The sequence below is a fragment of the Glutamicibacter sp. NPDC087344 genome (genome assembly GCF_044744225.1).
In the GTDB taxonomy this organism is placed as follows: domain Bacteria; phylum Actinomycetota; class Actinomycetes; order Actinomycetales; family Micrococcaceae; genus Glutamicibacter.
The window spans coordinates 115911-129235 of record NZ_JBIUXY010000004.1 but is presented as its reverse complement, the minus strand read 5'-3'; the positions used below and the strand labels follow the sequence as shown (position 1 = coordinate 129235).

General features: G+C 59.8%; 13 protein-coding genes. 5 read left to right on the top strand and 8 right to left on the bottom strand.

Features of this window, described 5'->3' with window-relative positions:
• The first annotated feature begins 3 nt into the window (after positions 1-3).
• Genes ACIOWL_RS08210 through phnE form a run of 4 tightly spaced genes read left to right on the top strand, consistent with a single transcriptional unit; the run spans position 4 to position 3811 of the window.
• On the top strand, positions 4-1200 hold the full coding sequence (locus ACIOWL_RS08210; protein ID WP_400383459.1) for a TIGR03364 family FAD-dependent oxidoreductase: 1197 nt from the start codon (positions 4-6) through the stop codon (positions 1198-1200).
• 47 nt (positions 1201-1247) lie between these two features.
• A complete protein-coding gene (locus tag ACIOWL_RS08205) occupies positions 1248-2177 on the top strand; it encodes a phosphate/phosphite/phosphonate ABC transporter substrate-binding protein (RefSeq protein WP_400383457.1) in 930 nt (309 codons plus the stop codon).
• The gene (locus ACIOWL_RS08200; RefSeq protein WP_400383455.1) at positions 2178-2939 is read left to right on the top strand and encodes a phosphonate ABC transporter ATP-binding protein; all 762 of its coding nucleotides are present in this window, start codon (positions 2178-2180) and stop codon (positions 2937-2939) included.
• 35 nt (positions 2940-2974) lie between these two features.
• Entirely contained in the window at positions 2975-3811 is an 837-nt protein-coding gene (phnE, locus tag ACIOWL_RS08195; RefSeq protein ID WP_400383454.1) for a phosphonate ABC transporter, permease protein PhnE, read from the top strand.
• A 102-nt stretch (positions 3812-3913) separates the two neighbouring features.
• Here the strand turns inward: phnE and ACIOWL_RS08190 are convergent, their stop codons facing one another.
• From ACIOWL_RS08190 to ACIOWL_RS08160, 7 genes are all read right to left on the bottom strand, one after another.
• Positions 3914-4789 carry a metal ABC transporter permease gene (locus tag ACIOWL_RS08190; protein WP_400383452.1) on the bottom strand — a complete coding sequence of 292 codons (876 nt, stop codon included), beginning with the start codon at positions 4787-4789 and terminating at the stop codon, positions 3914-3916.
• Positions 4786-5544 carry a metal ABC transporter ATP-binding protein gene (locus ACIOWL_RS08185; protein ID WP_400383450.1) on the bottom strand — a complete coding sequence of 253 codons (759 nt, stop codon included), beginning with the start codon at positions 5542-5544 and terminating at the stop codon, positions 4786-4788. The genes ACIOWL_RS08190 and ACIOWL_RS08185 overlap by 4 nt, the downstream gene beginning before the upstream one ends.
• Entirely contained in the window at positions 5541-6434 is an 894-nt protein-coding gene (locus tag ACIOWL_RS08180; RefSeq protein ID WP_400384239.1) for a metal ABC transporter substrate-binding protein, read from the bottom strand. Before ACIOWL_RS08180 ends, ACIOWL_RS08185 begins: the two co-directional genes overlap by 4 nt.
• 616 nt (positions 6435-7050) lie before the next feature.
• On the bottom strand, positions 7051-9618 hold the full coding sequence (locus tag ACIOWL_RS08175; RefSeq protein ID WP_400383448.1) for an SH3 domain-containing protein: 2568 nt from the start codon (positions 9616-9618) through the stop codon (positions 7051-7053).
• Between the two features lie 144 nt (positions 9619-9762).
• Positions 9763-10416, bottom strand: a complete 654-nt coding sequence (locus ACIOWL_RS08170) for a peptidyl-tRNA hydrolase (protein ID WP_400383446.1) — start codon at positions 10414-10416, stop codon at positions 9763-9765.
• A gap of 60 nt (positions 10417-10476) precedes the next feature.
• On the bottom strand, positions 10477-10827 hold the full coding sequence (locus tag ACIOWL_RS08165) for a cupin domain-containing protein (RefSeq protein WP_400383444.1): 351 nt from the start codon (positions 10825-10827) through the stop codon (positions 10477-10479).
• 79 nt (positions 10828-10906) lie between these two features.
• Positions 10907-11734, bottom strand: a complete 828-nt coding sequence (locus ACIOWL_RS08160) for a hypothetical protein (protein WP_400383443.1) — start codon at positions 11732-11734, stop codon at positions 10907-10909.
• A 471-nt stretch (positions 11735-12205) separates the two neighbouring features.
• Here ACIOWL_RS08160 and ACIOWL_RS08155 point away from each other — a divergent pair, with 471 nt between their 5' ends.
• Positions 12206-12994: a MerR family transcriptional regulator gene (locus tag ACIOWL_RS08155; protein ID WP_400383441.1), complete on the top strand. Its 789-nt coding sequence runs from the start codon at positions 12206-12208 to the stop codon at positions 12992-12994.
• Positions 12995-13041: 47 nt separating this feature from the next.
• Here ACIOWL_RS08155 and ACIOWL_RS08150 read toward each other — a convergent pair whose 3' ends face one another.
• Positions 13042-13242: a helix-turn-helix transcriptional regulator gene (locus tag ACIOWL_RS08150; protein WP_400383439.1), complete on the bottom strand. Its 201-nt coding sequence runs from the start codon at positions 13240-13242 to the stop codon at positions 13042-13044.
• Positions 13243-13325 lie beyond the last annotated feature (83 nt).

Genomic DNA, 13325 nt, shown 5'->3' with positions numbered 1-13325 from the left:
GTGATGAACGAAAACACTCCCCGCCCCACCGATTCCCAGCCACTGCACAGCGATGTCCTGGTGGTTGGAGCCGGCATCATTGGCCTGGCCCACGCCGCCCGCGCACTCGACGCCGGCTACTCCGTCACGGTCATCGACCGCGACCACCAGGCGGTTGGCGCCTCGGTGCGCAACTTCGGCCACGCCTGCATTACCGCCCAGTCCGGCGAACTCTACGACATCGCCCAACAAGGTCGTCCGCTGTGGCTGGAGTACGCCCAACGAGCCGGCTTCTGGGCCGCCGAGGCGGGGGCCGTCGTTGTCGCCGCCAGCGAGACCGAACTTCAGGTCCTCACCGAACTCTCCACAGCGCGGGAGCCCGGACAGGTCACCCTGCTCAGTGCCGCGCAGGTCGCCGCCGAGCTGGGACGCGAGGACGCTGCAGGGATCATCGGTGGCGCCCGGCTGCGCGATGATCTCCGGGTGGATCCACGGGTCACCGTTGCGAAGCTGGCCGCCTGGCTGGACTGCCAAGACGGCGGCGCGGTCCGCTGGAACACCGCCGCGCTGGGTTTCGGGCCCGGCGAGCACCGCCGGACCCGGGTGATGACAAGCCGCGGTCCCCTGGAAGCCGACCAGGTCTTTGTCTGTGTTGGCCATGATGTCGACTACCTCTACCCGCAACTGGCCGCGGATCACAAAATCCGCCGCTGCGCCCTGCAGATGGCTCGCTCCACCCCGAACCAGCCAATGGATCTGGGGCCGGCCATCCTCACCGCCACCTCGATGCTGCGCTACGAAGCGTTCACCGAGGGGCCTTCCGCGGACAAACTCCGCGCAGAGGTCGCACAGAATCAGCCGCACCTGCAACAGATCGAAGCAAACGTCATGTTCACCCAACGCCCGGATGGGTCGTTGCTGCTGGGCGATTCGCACTCCTACGACCTGACCCAACCACCCTTCCTGGCCGAGAGCACCACTGCGTCCCTGCTGCAAAGCATCGAAAAGATCCTCGGCACATCCGTGGAGATTGAAGAGCGCTGGCAGGGAGTTTATGCCTCCAGCGAGGTCGGCCCGCTGCTGATCGCAGAGGCAGCACCCGGAGTCACCGTGGTCTCGGTGACCGCAGGAGTGGGCATGACCCTGTCCTTCGGGCTGGCCGAACGAAACATCGCCTCCCACCTCGCACCCCGCCAGCCGCTGGTTGAGCTGGCCCGCTAACCACCACCCCGCATTCGCAACAGACCTATCTTTTTCAGGAGCATCAAATGAATTTCTCCCGTGCACTGCCGCTCGCTGTTCTTTCCGTCGGCCTGCTGGCCACCACCGCGTGCGGCGCTACCCAAGCCAACGGCAGCACCGAAACCCAGGGAAGCGACACCCCGGCCTACTGCGCCGATGGCCCCATCAACTTCGGCATTGAGCCATTCGAGGATCCCGCCAAGCTGGAACCTGCCTACGGGGTGCTCGCCGAGGCCATGGAACGCGAATTGGGCTGCGAAGTAGAGGTCCAGGTGGTGGAGGACTACTCCGCCGAGGTGCTGGCCATGCGCAACGGCAAACTCGATCTGGGACAGTTCGGCCCGGTTGGCTACGTTTTCGCCAGCGAGCAGGCAGGTGCCGAACCGCTGGCCTCCTTTGGCACCGCAGACGGCGAGTTGAGCACCTACACCGCCGGGATCTGGGTTCCCCAGGACTCGGAGATCGCATCGGTCGACGACCTGCGCGGCAGGGACGTGGCCTTGGGCGGTGTCGGGTCGACCTCCGGGGATGTGCTTCCACGCTACGCACTGAAAACCGCCGGCATCCCGGAGGCCGAGGTCAACATCAACTACGCCGGCGGCCACCCCGAGGCGCTGCTGGCACTGGTCAACGGCACCGTAGACGCCGCCCAGATCAACACCCAGACCTTGGCCACCGCGCAGGCCGAAGGCACCTTCAACCCGGATGATTTCCGCCAGATCTGGACCTCGGAGCCGATCCCGAACGACCCGATCACCGTGCGCCCGGACGCAGATCCCGAGCTGAAGAAGGCGGTCAAGCAGGCATTGCTGAACCTTCCCAAGGAAGATATCGAACAGGTTGGCAAGTTCCTGGACGTGGATCCGGCCGGACCGTTGCTGGAAGTCGCCAAGGACACCTACCAGCCGCTGTTCGACCTGGCCGCTGAAATGGGCCTGACCGAGAAGGACATCTAAGTGGAACAGGCAGCGCTGAAGGTTTCGTCCCTGGCCAAGTCCTTCAACGGGCGCCGGGTCTTGGACAACGTGGATTTTGAGGTCAACCGCGGCGAGCTGGTCGCATTCCTGGGCGCCAACGGCTCGGGTAAATCTACCACGCTCAAATGTGTCGCCGGGCTGACCGAACCGGATGCAGGACGCATTGAACTCGCCGGATCCCAGCTGGCGCAGCTCAACGGGCGGGAACTGCAGCTGGCGCGCAGCAAGGCGGCCATGGTGTTCCAGAAGATCCACCTGGTGCCGCGCCGTACCGCGCTGGAGAACGTCTGCGCCGGGGCCTTGGCCCGGGTGACCGGGCTGGCCTCGATTTCCCCGGTGTTTTTCTCCCGCGAACTGCGCGAGGAAGCCATGGCCTGCTTGGAACGGGTGGGCATGGCCGACCGGGCCCTGGACCGGGTGGGAAGGCTCTCCGGCGGCCAGCAACAACGGGTGGCCGTGGCCCGGGCCCTGTGCCAACGCGCCAGCGTGCTGCTGGCCGATGAACCGGTCTCCGCCTTGGACCCCAACGCCGCTGAGCAGGTCATGGAGCTGCTCGCGGAACTTGCGCACAACGAAAACCTGGCGGTGGCCGCCGTGCTGCACCAGCCGGATCTGGCCCTGCGCCACGCGGACCGGGCCATCGGCCTGATGCACGGGCGCATCACCTTCGACGGCCCGTCCGCGGCACTGGATGAGAACGTGCTGAGCACCCTCTACTCCCCCGAAAGGAACGCGGCATGAGCCTGCAAAGTCCACCTCGCCCCAAGGAACATCCCATGACATCCCCAGCAGATCGAATTCCCGCAGCCCCGAGGATTCCGGTCCCCAGCGATCCGCACCGCGCCCGGAAGGGTATGATGTGGGGTTCGGCAACACTGGTGATTGTGGTGCTGCACCTGCTGGCGATCGCCGGCACCGACTTTGATCCAGCGCTGCTGGTTGACGGCTGGCAGGGCATGGCCCGCTTCATCTCCGATGCCTTCCCGCCGAACCTGGACTGGAACGAGGTCATCAAACCCGGCCTCGAGGCCACCTTGGTGACCTTGTGGATTGGCCTGCTGGGCACCACGCTGTCCATTCCCACCGCCCTGCTGCTGGCGGTATTGGCCTCGCGGACCACCTCGCCGCACCCGTTGGCCTATCAGGCTTCGCGCGCCATCCTGTCCTTTTTCCGCGCGGTGCCGGATATCGTGTTCGCGCTGATTTTTGTGACCGCGGTGGGCCTTGGCCCCTTCGCCGGCGTGCTGGCGTTGATTTGCCACAACACCGGAGTGATGGGCAAACTCTGGGCCGAGTCGATGGAAGAAACCGACCAGGGCCCGCAACAGGCACTGTCCACGGCGGGCGCATCCCGCCTGCAACAGATCACCCATGGTTCCCTGCCCTTGGTCATCCCGCAGTTTGTGGGCCTGCTGCTCTACCGCTTCGACGTCAACGTGCGTTCATCCCTGGTGCTGGGTCTGGTCGGCGCCGGAGGTATCGGACTGCTGATCAACCAGGCCATCAAGTCCTTCCAGTTCGACACCATGCTGACCCACATCATCATCGTGTTGCTGCTGATTATCGTGGTGGACCAGGCGTCCGGGTTCATCCGCCGCAAGTTGGCCGTTTAGCCCGCCGGCACTGGCCCGACACCCGAACACCGCCCTGCCGACATCGGTTCAGGGCGGTGCTTGATTTGCCGCAGCAACTAATTCCGGGACGCGGGGCTTTGTCTACGCGGCCGCGGCCAGGGACTTGCGCCGACGCACAATGGCCAGCCGTGATGCGATCAGGCCCTGGCGCGGGCTGAACAGATACACCAGCACAAAAATTAATCCCTGCGCCAGCACCACCATGCCGCCGGTGGACGCATCGAGGTAGTAACTGACGTAGACCCCCACCACACCGCCGAAAGCCGCCAGCACCGGGGCGATCACCAGCATGCTTCCAAAACGGTCGGTCAGCAGGTAGGCGCTCGCGCCGGGAATGATCAGCATGGCCACCACCAGGATCACCCCGACCGCCTGCAAGGCAACCACCGAGGTCATGGCCAGCAATCCCAAGAGAACCGCCCCCATGAGCTTCGGGTTCATGCCCAAAGCGTGGGCATGGGTTGGATCAAAGGCGTAGAGGGTGAAATCCTTGCGTTTGAGGATCAATATTCCAAACGTGATGGCCCCAATAGCCAGCACCTGCCACAGGTCGGTGGCCGAAACCCCCAGCAGGTTGCCGAAGATAATGTGGTTCAGATCCACCTGGCTTGGGGTTACCGAGATCAAGACCAGGCCAAAGGAAAACAGCGTCGTAAAAACTATCCCGATCGCCGCATCTTCCTTCAGCCGCGAGGTATCCCGCACCCCGCCAATCAGCGCCACCGCCAAGAAGCCGAACACCAGTGCCCCCAGGGCAAAGGGAGCGCCTACTATATAGGCCAGGACCACCCCGGGCAGCACCGCATGGGAGACCGCATCCCCCATCAGCGACCAACCGATCAGCACCAGCCAGCAGGAAAGAATGGCGCAGAGCACCGCGGCAATGATGGTGACCACCAGGGCACGCACCATGAAGGTGTAGCTCAGCGGCTCGGCCAAGAGTTCAATGAGGTTCACTGTCCGCCTCGTTTCATGGGGTCAAGGCCGAAGGCCATGGCAAGGTTCTCGGGTTGCAGGACACGGCTCGGGTCCCCGTGCATCAATACCCGACGCATCAGCAGAATTGCTTCATCCGCCAGTTCCGGCAGTGCATGCAGGTCATGGGTGGAGACCAGCACGGTTCCCCCGTCGTCAGCGACTTCACGCAAGAGTTTGGTGATGGTCGCTTCGCTGCGTTTGTCCACCCCGGCAAAGGGCTCGTCCAGCAGCATGATGCTCGCTTCCTGGGCAATTCCGCGGGCCACGAACGCGCGCTTTTTCTGCCCGCCCGAAAGCTGGCCAATCTGCCTTGAGGCAAAATCGGAAAGTTCAACACGTTCAAGCGCTTCGTCAACGGCCCGCTGATCTGTTTTGCGGGGCCTGCGGGTGAATCCCATCTGCCCGTAGCGGCCGGTCATCACCACTTCGCGCACCGAAATCGGGAAGTCCCAGTCCACCGCCTCATTTTGCGGAACGTAACCGATTAGGCCCTGTTTGCGGGCCTGCTGGGGGTCGTTCCCGTTGATTTTCACGCTGCCGGTATCTGGCTTGATCTGCCCCATGATCGTTTTGAAGAGCGTCGATTTTCCGGAGCCATTCATGCCCACCACACCGCACACCATGCCCCGTCCCAATTGGACGGTGGCGTGATCCAGCGCCTGGACGGAGCCATAGTGAACGGTGGCTTGGTGAACATCGATGGCCCAGGGCTGATGCTGCGTTGCATCGGTCATGGCAAATCTCCTGTTAGTGCGCGGGCAATTATCTGGGTGTCGTGCGTGATCAGGTCTAGATAGGTGGGGACCGGTCCATCCGGGGCAGAGAGCGAATCCACGTAGAGGGTTCCGCCATATTCGGCATCCGTGGATTCAACAACTCGTTGCATCGCGGCGTCCGAGACCGTTGACTCGCAAAACACCGCGGGCACCTGCTGCTCACGCACCTGGTCAATGGCCGCGGCGACCTTACGCGGTGTTGCCTGCGATTCGGCGTTGACCGCCCACAGGTACTTCTCGCTCAGGCCAACATCTCGGGCGAGATAACTGAACGCTCCCTCGCAGGTGACCAGCATTCGGTGGGATTCGGGAATCTGCGACAGCGACGCGGCCAAGTCATCATGAACCTGCTGCAACTTCTGCTGATAGTCCCGCGCATTCCGGGCATAGTCCTGGGCATGGGCCGGGTCCAACTCGGTAAAAGCGTGGGCAATACGATCCACATATTTTTGCACGTTCAACGGGCTCATCCAGGCATGCGGATTGGGTTTTCCCGCCCCTTCCTCGGCCGTGATGTCGATGACCTCAACGCCGTCGCTGACCGTGACGTGTGGCGCCGAATTGTCAGCGACGAACTGCGCAAACCACGCTTCCAGGCTCAGCCCGTTATCCAAGATCAGATCGGCGTGGGCGGCCCGTCGCAGATCATCCGGGGTCGGTTCGTAGCCGTGGATTTCCGCGCCAATCCGGGTCAACGATTCCACCCGCAGGTGCTCGCCGGCGACGTTCTGCGCAATATCGGCCAGCACCGTAAAGGTTGTCAGGACCACTGGCCGGTCGTCGGCGGCAGCTGGTTGCTGCTCACCTTCTGGAGTTGCCGCGCACGCGGCCAGCCCCAGGAGCACCATTACCGCGGCGCACCAGCGCAGACCCCGTAAACCCCGCCATCGGCGTGAGTGAGTTTTAGCCAACGATCCTCAAATCCTTTGTCCCGCTTCTTGCGCAGCCTCGTTGCTGGACAAGTCAGGGCAAATACTCCGCCCCCTCATAGCATAATGTTTGAGGGGTCAAACATTCAATTCGAGTCCGGGAATTTTTACCTGCTGACCTTCGGCGTCAACCAATGGGCATTGCGGCGGGCATCCTGATGCCGGGAGAAACTTGAGCGAGTAATTGATCAGCTGCACCACGAGCGCCCCGTGCCACGGCGGCCCTCAAAATCTCGCCACTGACCAAATTTTTTGATCAACCAACCACGAACTGCGTTTCGACCAACCAACAGCGAGCGCCACGGCAAACATCATCGTGAACCGCCCACGGCAAAATCTTGACAAAAAAATTGTTCATATCCAGGCCGGAAGGACCCCGAGGATCCCGAGCCGCCAGAATCTCGCGGCTGACCAAATTTTTTGATCAAGACCCAGCACGCCTTGCCCAGACGCCAACAGAGCCTCGGCAAACGCACGCCGCAAGTGGCGCAGGTTCCCGAGGCTCCGATGACTGCAAGGGCAAGGCCCGCCGAGGCTACTTCAGTGAACTGAGGTCAAGTGGTTTATTGTTTGCCGAGTTGCCGTAAACCTCCACGTGGATGTGATCCATGTGCCGGGTAGTGTCGTTCCAGTTTCCGGTGAATTGGTTACCGTACTTGCCCGAGGTGGAATAGGCAGTCCAGCCGGTGGTTGGCAGCCAGATTTCGTCCTGCCAAATCAGGTAGGAGATCCCCAACTGGTTCCGGTTATCCAGCAAGAACTGGGCAATCTTGTCCCCGTTTGCAACACCCGCAGCAGTTTTGTAGTTCTTGATCATCAGGTCCGCGGCTTTTCCACTGCTGTGTCCGACCGAGCCGCTGCGCAGGGTGTAGATGGTGCTGATGCTGGCCGCGAACCGGTCCTTCACCGCATCGATGACTTTCTGGGTGTCCGGTTGCACCGAGACGGTAGCCTTGGTGCTCAGGTAGTCGTCGCTGATCCAGCCACTGCCCAGGCTGGTGACCACGTTCGCCCAACCATTCGAGGTCTTCAGATAGGTGACCTTCTCACCGAGCGCGACAACTCCCTTGGAGCCGTACTGCGTGCCGGCACCCGTGCGCAGATTGACGTTGGCGGTAGTCCAGCGATAGCTTGCATCGGGCGCTGGTGCAGGCGGTGTCGTCGGCAACGGCAAGCTCGGCTGGGACACCGACAGGTAGGCTCCGGAGACCCATCCGGTACCGAAGCGGCTCTTCACCCGGATCCAACCGTTGGACGAGCCGACCGCGGTGACCTTTTCGTTCTTGGAAAGCACACCCAGTGTTTTGGTGCTCACGGAGTTTCCGGCGCGCTGATTCACGAAGGTGGTTGCCCAATAGGATTTGTTGGCAATGACCGTGTACGCGGAACTCGACAGCGTCGAGGTAGCTACCCAACCGGTCCCCTTGGAGGTTTTCACCTTGGAAAACGATCCACTGGTGGCGTAGAGGCTCAGCTTCTCTCCGGCGGGAATGGTCCCCAACGATTTTGCGGTTGCGGAGGCAGATGCGCGTACGGCAACCGCATCCAGGCTCCAGCGAGTACCAATTACCTTATCCACCACCGGAGCCTTGGTTGTCAAAGACTTGGTGGGGACCCACCCGGTAGCCTTCGACGTTTTGACCCGGCTCCAGCCATTGGCGGTGCCGATAACTGTCAGTTTCTGCCCTTTGGCGATCGAGCCAAGCGATTTTGAACTTCCGTTGTTGGCTGAACGCAGTGTGGTGCCTGCGGTCGTCCAGGACGGTTTGTTGGCCACGGTGGTATATGCGGAGGTTACCAGGGAAGCAGTTGGAACCCATCCAGCGCCATTTGATGTTTTGATTTTCGACCATGAACCGCTGGTTGAATAGAGGCTCAGCTTCTGTCCGGCGGCAGCGGTTCCCACGGATTTAGCAGTCGTTGAAGCGCTGGCCCGGATCACGGTTTTCTCGATGCTCCACCGGGAGCCAATAACCTTGTCGATCACCGGTGCTTTGGTTAACAAGTTCTTGCTGGGAACCCAGCCGGTTCCCTTGCTGGATTTAACCCGGGTCCACCCATTGGCCGTGCCGAGGGCGGTCACCTTCGTTCCCTTTGCAAGGGTGCCAAGGGTTTTGGTGCTTGAGCTATTTCCGGATTTCAGTGAAAGGCTTGCCCCGGCCCAATAAGGCTTGTTGGCGATCACCTTGTACGTTGTGCTCACCAAAGATGAACTGGGTACCCAGCCGATGCCCTTGGACGTTTTCACCTTGGACCAGGAGCCGCTGGTTGAGTACAGGTCAAGTTTTTGGCCCGCAGGAATGGTACCCAACGATTTCGCAGAAGTGGAAGTCCCATTTTTCACCGCGGTACTGCCAATGGTCCACCGAGAGCCAATGACCTTTAGCGGTGCGGTACTGGTCAGGTACTTGCTCTGGATCCACCCGGTTTTACCCGAAACAGACACGGAACTCCAGCTGCCGGAGTTTCGCAGCCAGGTCACCTTTGCGCCGGCGGCCACGGTGGTAGCTTTGGCAGCTTTTGTCGAGGCAGTCACGAAGATCGGCTGTTTAGACGTGGTCCAACGGTAGGAGACCGCTGGGATACTGCTAGCCAACTGCTTGGTGGGAACAAATCCGGTTTTGCCGCCAGCCTTGACCTTGGTCCACGTTCCAGAGGTTCCAAGGCGTTCAACTTTGGTCCGGCGTTGCAGGGCACCCAACGATTTTGCTGTCGATGATGCACCCTGGCGCAGCACCTGATAGCTGCTCAGGTATCGGTACGTTGGTGTTTTGACGGTGGATGAGGCGGAAGCATCGGTGAGAAATTTGGAGGAGACCCAGCCGGTTTTGCTGTTATAACTGACCTTTGACCACCCATTGCTGGTGGAGCTGACCTTCACCGTGGTGTTTTTCGGAATGACCAACAAGGACTTGGACGACGCGCTGGCGCTCTGGCGCAAGTTCAGATTTTCAATCGTCTTTTTGCTGACGGTCTTAACCGCGCTGGCGATCATCGCTTCCTGCGCAGGCGCGAGTGTTGGCGCTGCGGTAGCCGGGATCACGGGGCTCAGGCAGAGGGACAGCGACAAGGCCAAGCCTAGCGCGCGGGTGCGACGGGGCATCTGAGATCTTTCGGTCCGAGCCACACCATCAAGTGAGGCAAACAACTGGATGACAGCGGTCCATCGGTAGTCCTCCAGTCACGGCTACCATATCTAGAATGTCATAACCAGAGAAAATACAGAATGTTCACACCCTAGATTCACCTAGATGCTTCGAAAATACACAAATGCAGTTTCGGAACCAGGTTCGATCTCGGTGCGCCCCGCATCCTGAATCACCGGCCCCGCGGCCCTCTCACGGAGCCGCCTGAATTCAGCATCGGGCAAGTGCTGCACCCCCACCGGAGCATGGGCCTTCAGCCATCTCTCGATGTTTTCACCCTGCTCCTGTGTCAACCATGCAAAGAGCGCATGGGCCGCCTGCGCGGCTGCCTTGCCCGTTGACATGTGCAGCGAATCCTTGATGGCGATATTGACCTCGGAGATCAGCACCTGATCGCTCTTGGGGAGCTGGGTTCCTGAGACTTGGAGTTTTGCAATCAATTTCGGCAAATCATTGGCTGGCAGCGGGGGCAGGCCAACGGCTTGGGCCTTGCCAACTTCACTGAGCATTGCTTCGGGGTACATCTGCAAGACCTTGTCGAACATCTTGGGGTTTGCTCGTCGTACCGATTTGGCAAAAGCTTGTTCAGCCCAGATCTGCCAGTGCGGATCCTGCGGTGCGCTCAAGTAGGCAATCACGGCAGCCCGTGCGACGGCCGAAATCCCGTCGTCCTCGCTGGAGGGATCTTCCTTGTCGATCCGCAAGATAATCGGCTGGACCAGTTCATCCGGATCGCGTTCGCGCAACTCACTCATGAGTTGATTCTATTCAAATTCAACATGAGCACCCCACCGCGATGAACTGGATCCGGTTTTCTACGCGCTGAGGAAGGTCACGGTGATTCTTGCCTGGGTCACCGCGAACACCGCATGCTGGACATTGGCCTCAACGAAGATTGAGCCACCCGCCCCCAGAGTTGACGTTGCGTCCCCGACGGTGAATTCAACCTCCCCGCTGATCACCTGAACGATGATGGGTGCCCGAGCCACGTGGTTAGGAAGCTCGACCCCGGCATCGAAAACGATCTCTGTGATTTGGGCTTTCTGGCCGGAGAAAATTCGTTTGGCAGCGTATTTGCCGGGCTTCACCGGATGACGTTCTACGGAGTCCTGGAGGTTCGTGGCGATCAACACCGATTCGTTCGCTTCTGGTTCAACCTGGCTCATTATTTGTTCCTTCCGAACTTGACTGCACGACAGCGTGGCTTCCGGCCAACGCACCTATCCGAACCGGTGCGTTTTGTTTTCAGCGATGCCTGCGGACCTTGTGAACGATCAGCATGATGACACTGGTGAGCATCGCGGTAGCCAAACTCACCAACACAGGAGTTTGCCACTCCTGATTGATCATGGTCTGCGAAATGTCATGGCTCAGCGTGCGGAGATTATTCGAAAATCCGCGCTCCTCGCTTTGGCCGAGGGCCGCAACACTTTCGAATACTGCAGGCGTCAACCACTGAATAACCAGCGATAGAATCCAGATCAACAGATTCGCGGCTTTCAGGAAGCCGAGGACACCGAGCACCAGACCTAGGAGAATCGGACCGGCATACCACAGGTAATGGGTATACGTCTGAGCACCAACGAGCAATGAAGCAATCACCTGCAACCAGTAGCTGACTCCCACCGCGATCAGTGCGACCAAGGGCGCAACGGCAATCAGCTTCAGCTTGGCAATCAGGAAATACAGGACTTGGAACACCACGAACACGGCGCCCAAGAAATACAGGTGATGCACCGTGGCCACCGAGATCTCACCTTTAAAGAGCCCAGGTTCCAGGACGTATAACGACTGAAATGCCAGCGCCAGGTATCCCAGAACCACACCGACGTCTGCCACCACGGTGAATCTTGTTCCTCCGCGGCCCATCCTTCGGGCGAGGTAGGCACTGAGCAGTGTTGTCATGGCGAAAACCACCAGTATGCCAAGCGCATCATTCGAGGCGTAAGGCAAGATCGCTTGGTCTTCGTAGCCGATCCACAACCATGGTGAAACGGCGACCGCCACAATCAAGAGGCCTGCCACCAGTTGCATCCACCAGTTCTGCCAGACGCCTGCAGATGTTCTCAACATTGCTCCTTCGAGTCCCCGGTGTTTTCAGGGCTCATTCTTCCAGAGCCCCGGGCAACTTTGGTGGCTTCGTTTCAGTGTTTCGCACTGATCCCCTGTGCGGGGACACCGCAAACGAACGGCTCGTCGGTATTCCCTGAAAACGGAATTCCGACGAGCCGCTCGCGAATTTTATTCACCATAGCCCGATACGGATGGTCGAGGCCCGGGACACTGTCGCAGATGACTTTGGTCTGGGACGTGCCGGTGACAGTCATGTGCGGAGGTGGCCGCAAACGACTTCAACTACACATATTCAACAACACACAGATCAAACTGTGCAATACAACGCAATTTCACTAAACAATATGATCACTCAGATGCGAGTCAACGCCCCCTTTTCGGTCATTTTGACAAGAAGGCGCGCAGCGCAGGGATATGGGCCAACTAGGCACCTCTTGACGTTGACGCAACGTCAACCTGTAGCTTGGGGATATGGACAGGAAACACGGGCTCAATGGTCTCCAAGCAAGCTACAGCATTAGCGAAGTCGCGAAGTCAACGGGTGTCACCAGCAGGACCCTGCGGCACTACGATCAGATCGGCTTGCTTCGTCCGCAGTTTGTTGCCCGCAACGGGTACCGGCACTACGGCCAGAACGAGCTGGTTCGCTTGCAACGCATCTTGTTGCTGCGCCAGCTGGGTTTGCGTCTGGATACCATCGCCGAAGTCCTCGATTCAAAAACCGATCAGGTCCAAGCCCTCCAGGCTCACGTCCAAGACCTGAACAGCCAGCGGGAAAACATCGATCGACAGATCAGCGCCCTGCATCACAGCATCAATTCACTACAGAACGGGGAGGTCATGAATCTCGATTCAGCCTTTGAAGGTTTTAATGAGCAGTATAAGGACGAGGTCATCAGCCGATGGGGTTCGGAAGCCTATGAACGTTCGGATCAATGGTGGCGCTCGAAAAACGCTGCCGACCGATCCGCATTTATGGAACAGGTCAAAGAGCTCAACCAAGCATGGGTGCACGCGGGTTCCAGCGGGATCTCGGCAAATAGCCCGGAGGCCCAACAGCTAGCTGCGCGCCATGTGCAGTGGCTGGGCAGAGTCCCGGGCACTCCGGCGGCATCCGGGGATCAGGATCAAACGAAGGCCTACGTGCTCGGGCTTGCTGACCTGTACGTCACCGATGAGCGTTTTGCGCGCAACTATCAGGGGCATGCTCCCTTTGTCCGCGATGCATTGCACTCATTCATCAACGGCATCAAAAACTAGGGTCCGGCTGTTCCAGCGAGAATCAACGGCATTTACCGGCGCATCGCTCAGGCCTCGTGGTCAATTTCCTCACGGGCCTGGGCATAGCGCGCCTGGATATATTCCTCCAGCTTTTCACGCTCCACACGCCACACTCCCCTGCCACCGATCTGGATCGCAGGCAGTTCACCGCTTTTGATCAAGGCACGTATTTGCGGAAGCTTGACGTTGAGCTCTTCCGCAACATCTTCCAATCGTAAAAACCTCATGGCTTCAGGTTACTGTCATTTGATGTCGGTAGATCCGATTCAACGCAACTTGTGCATAACTGGCCGCAAACTGAGCAATTCGC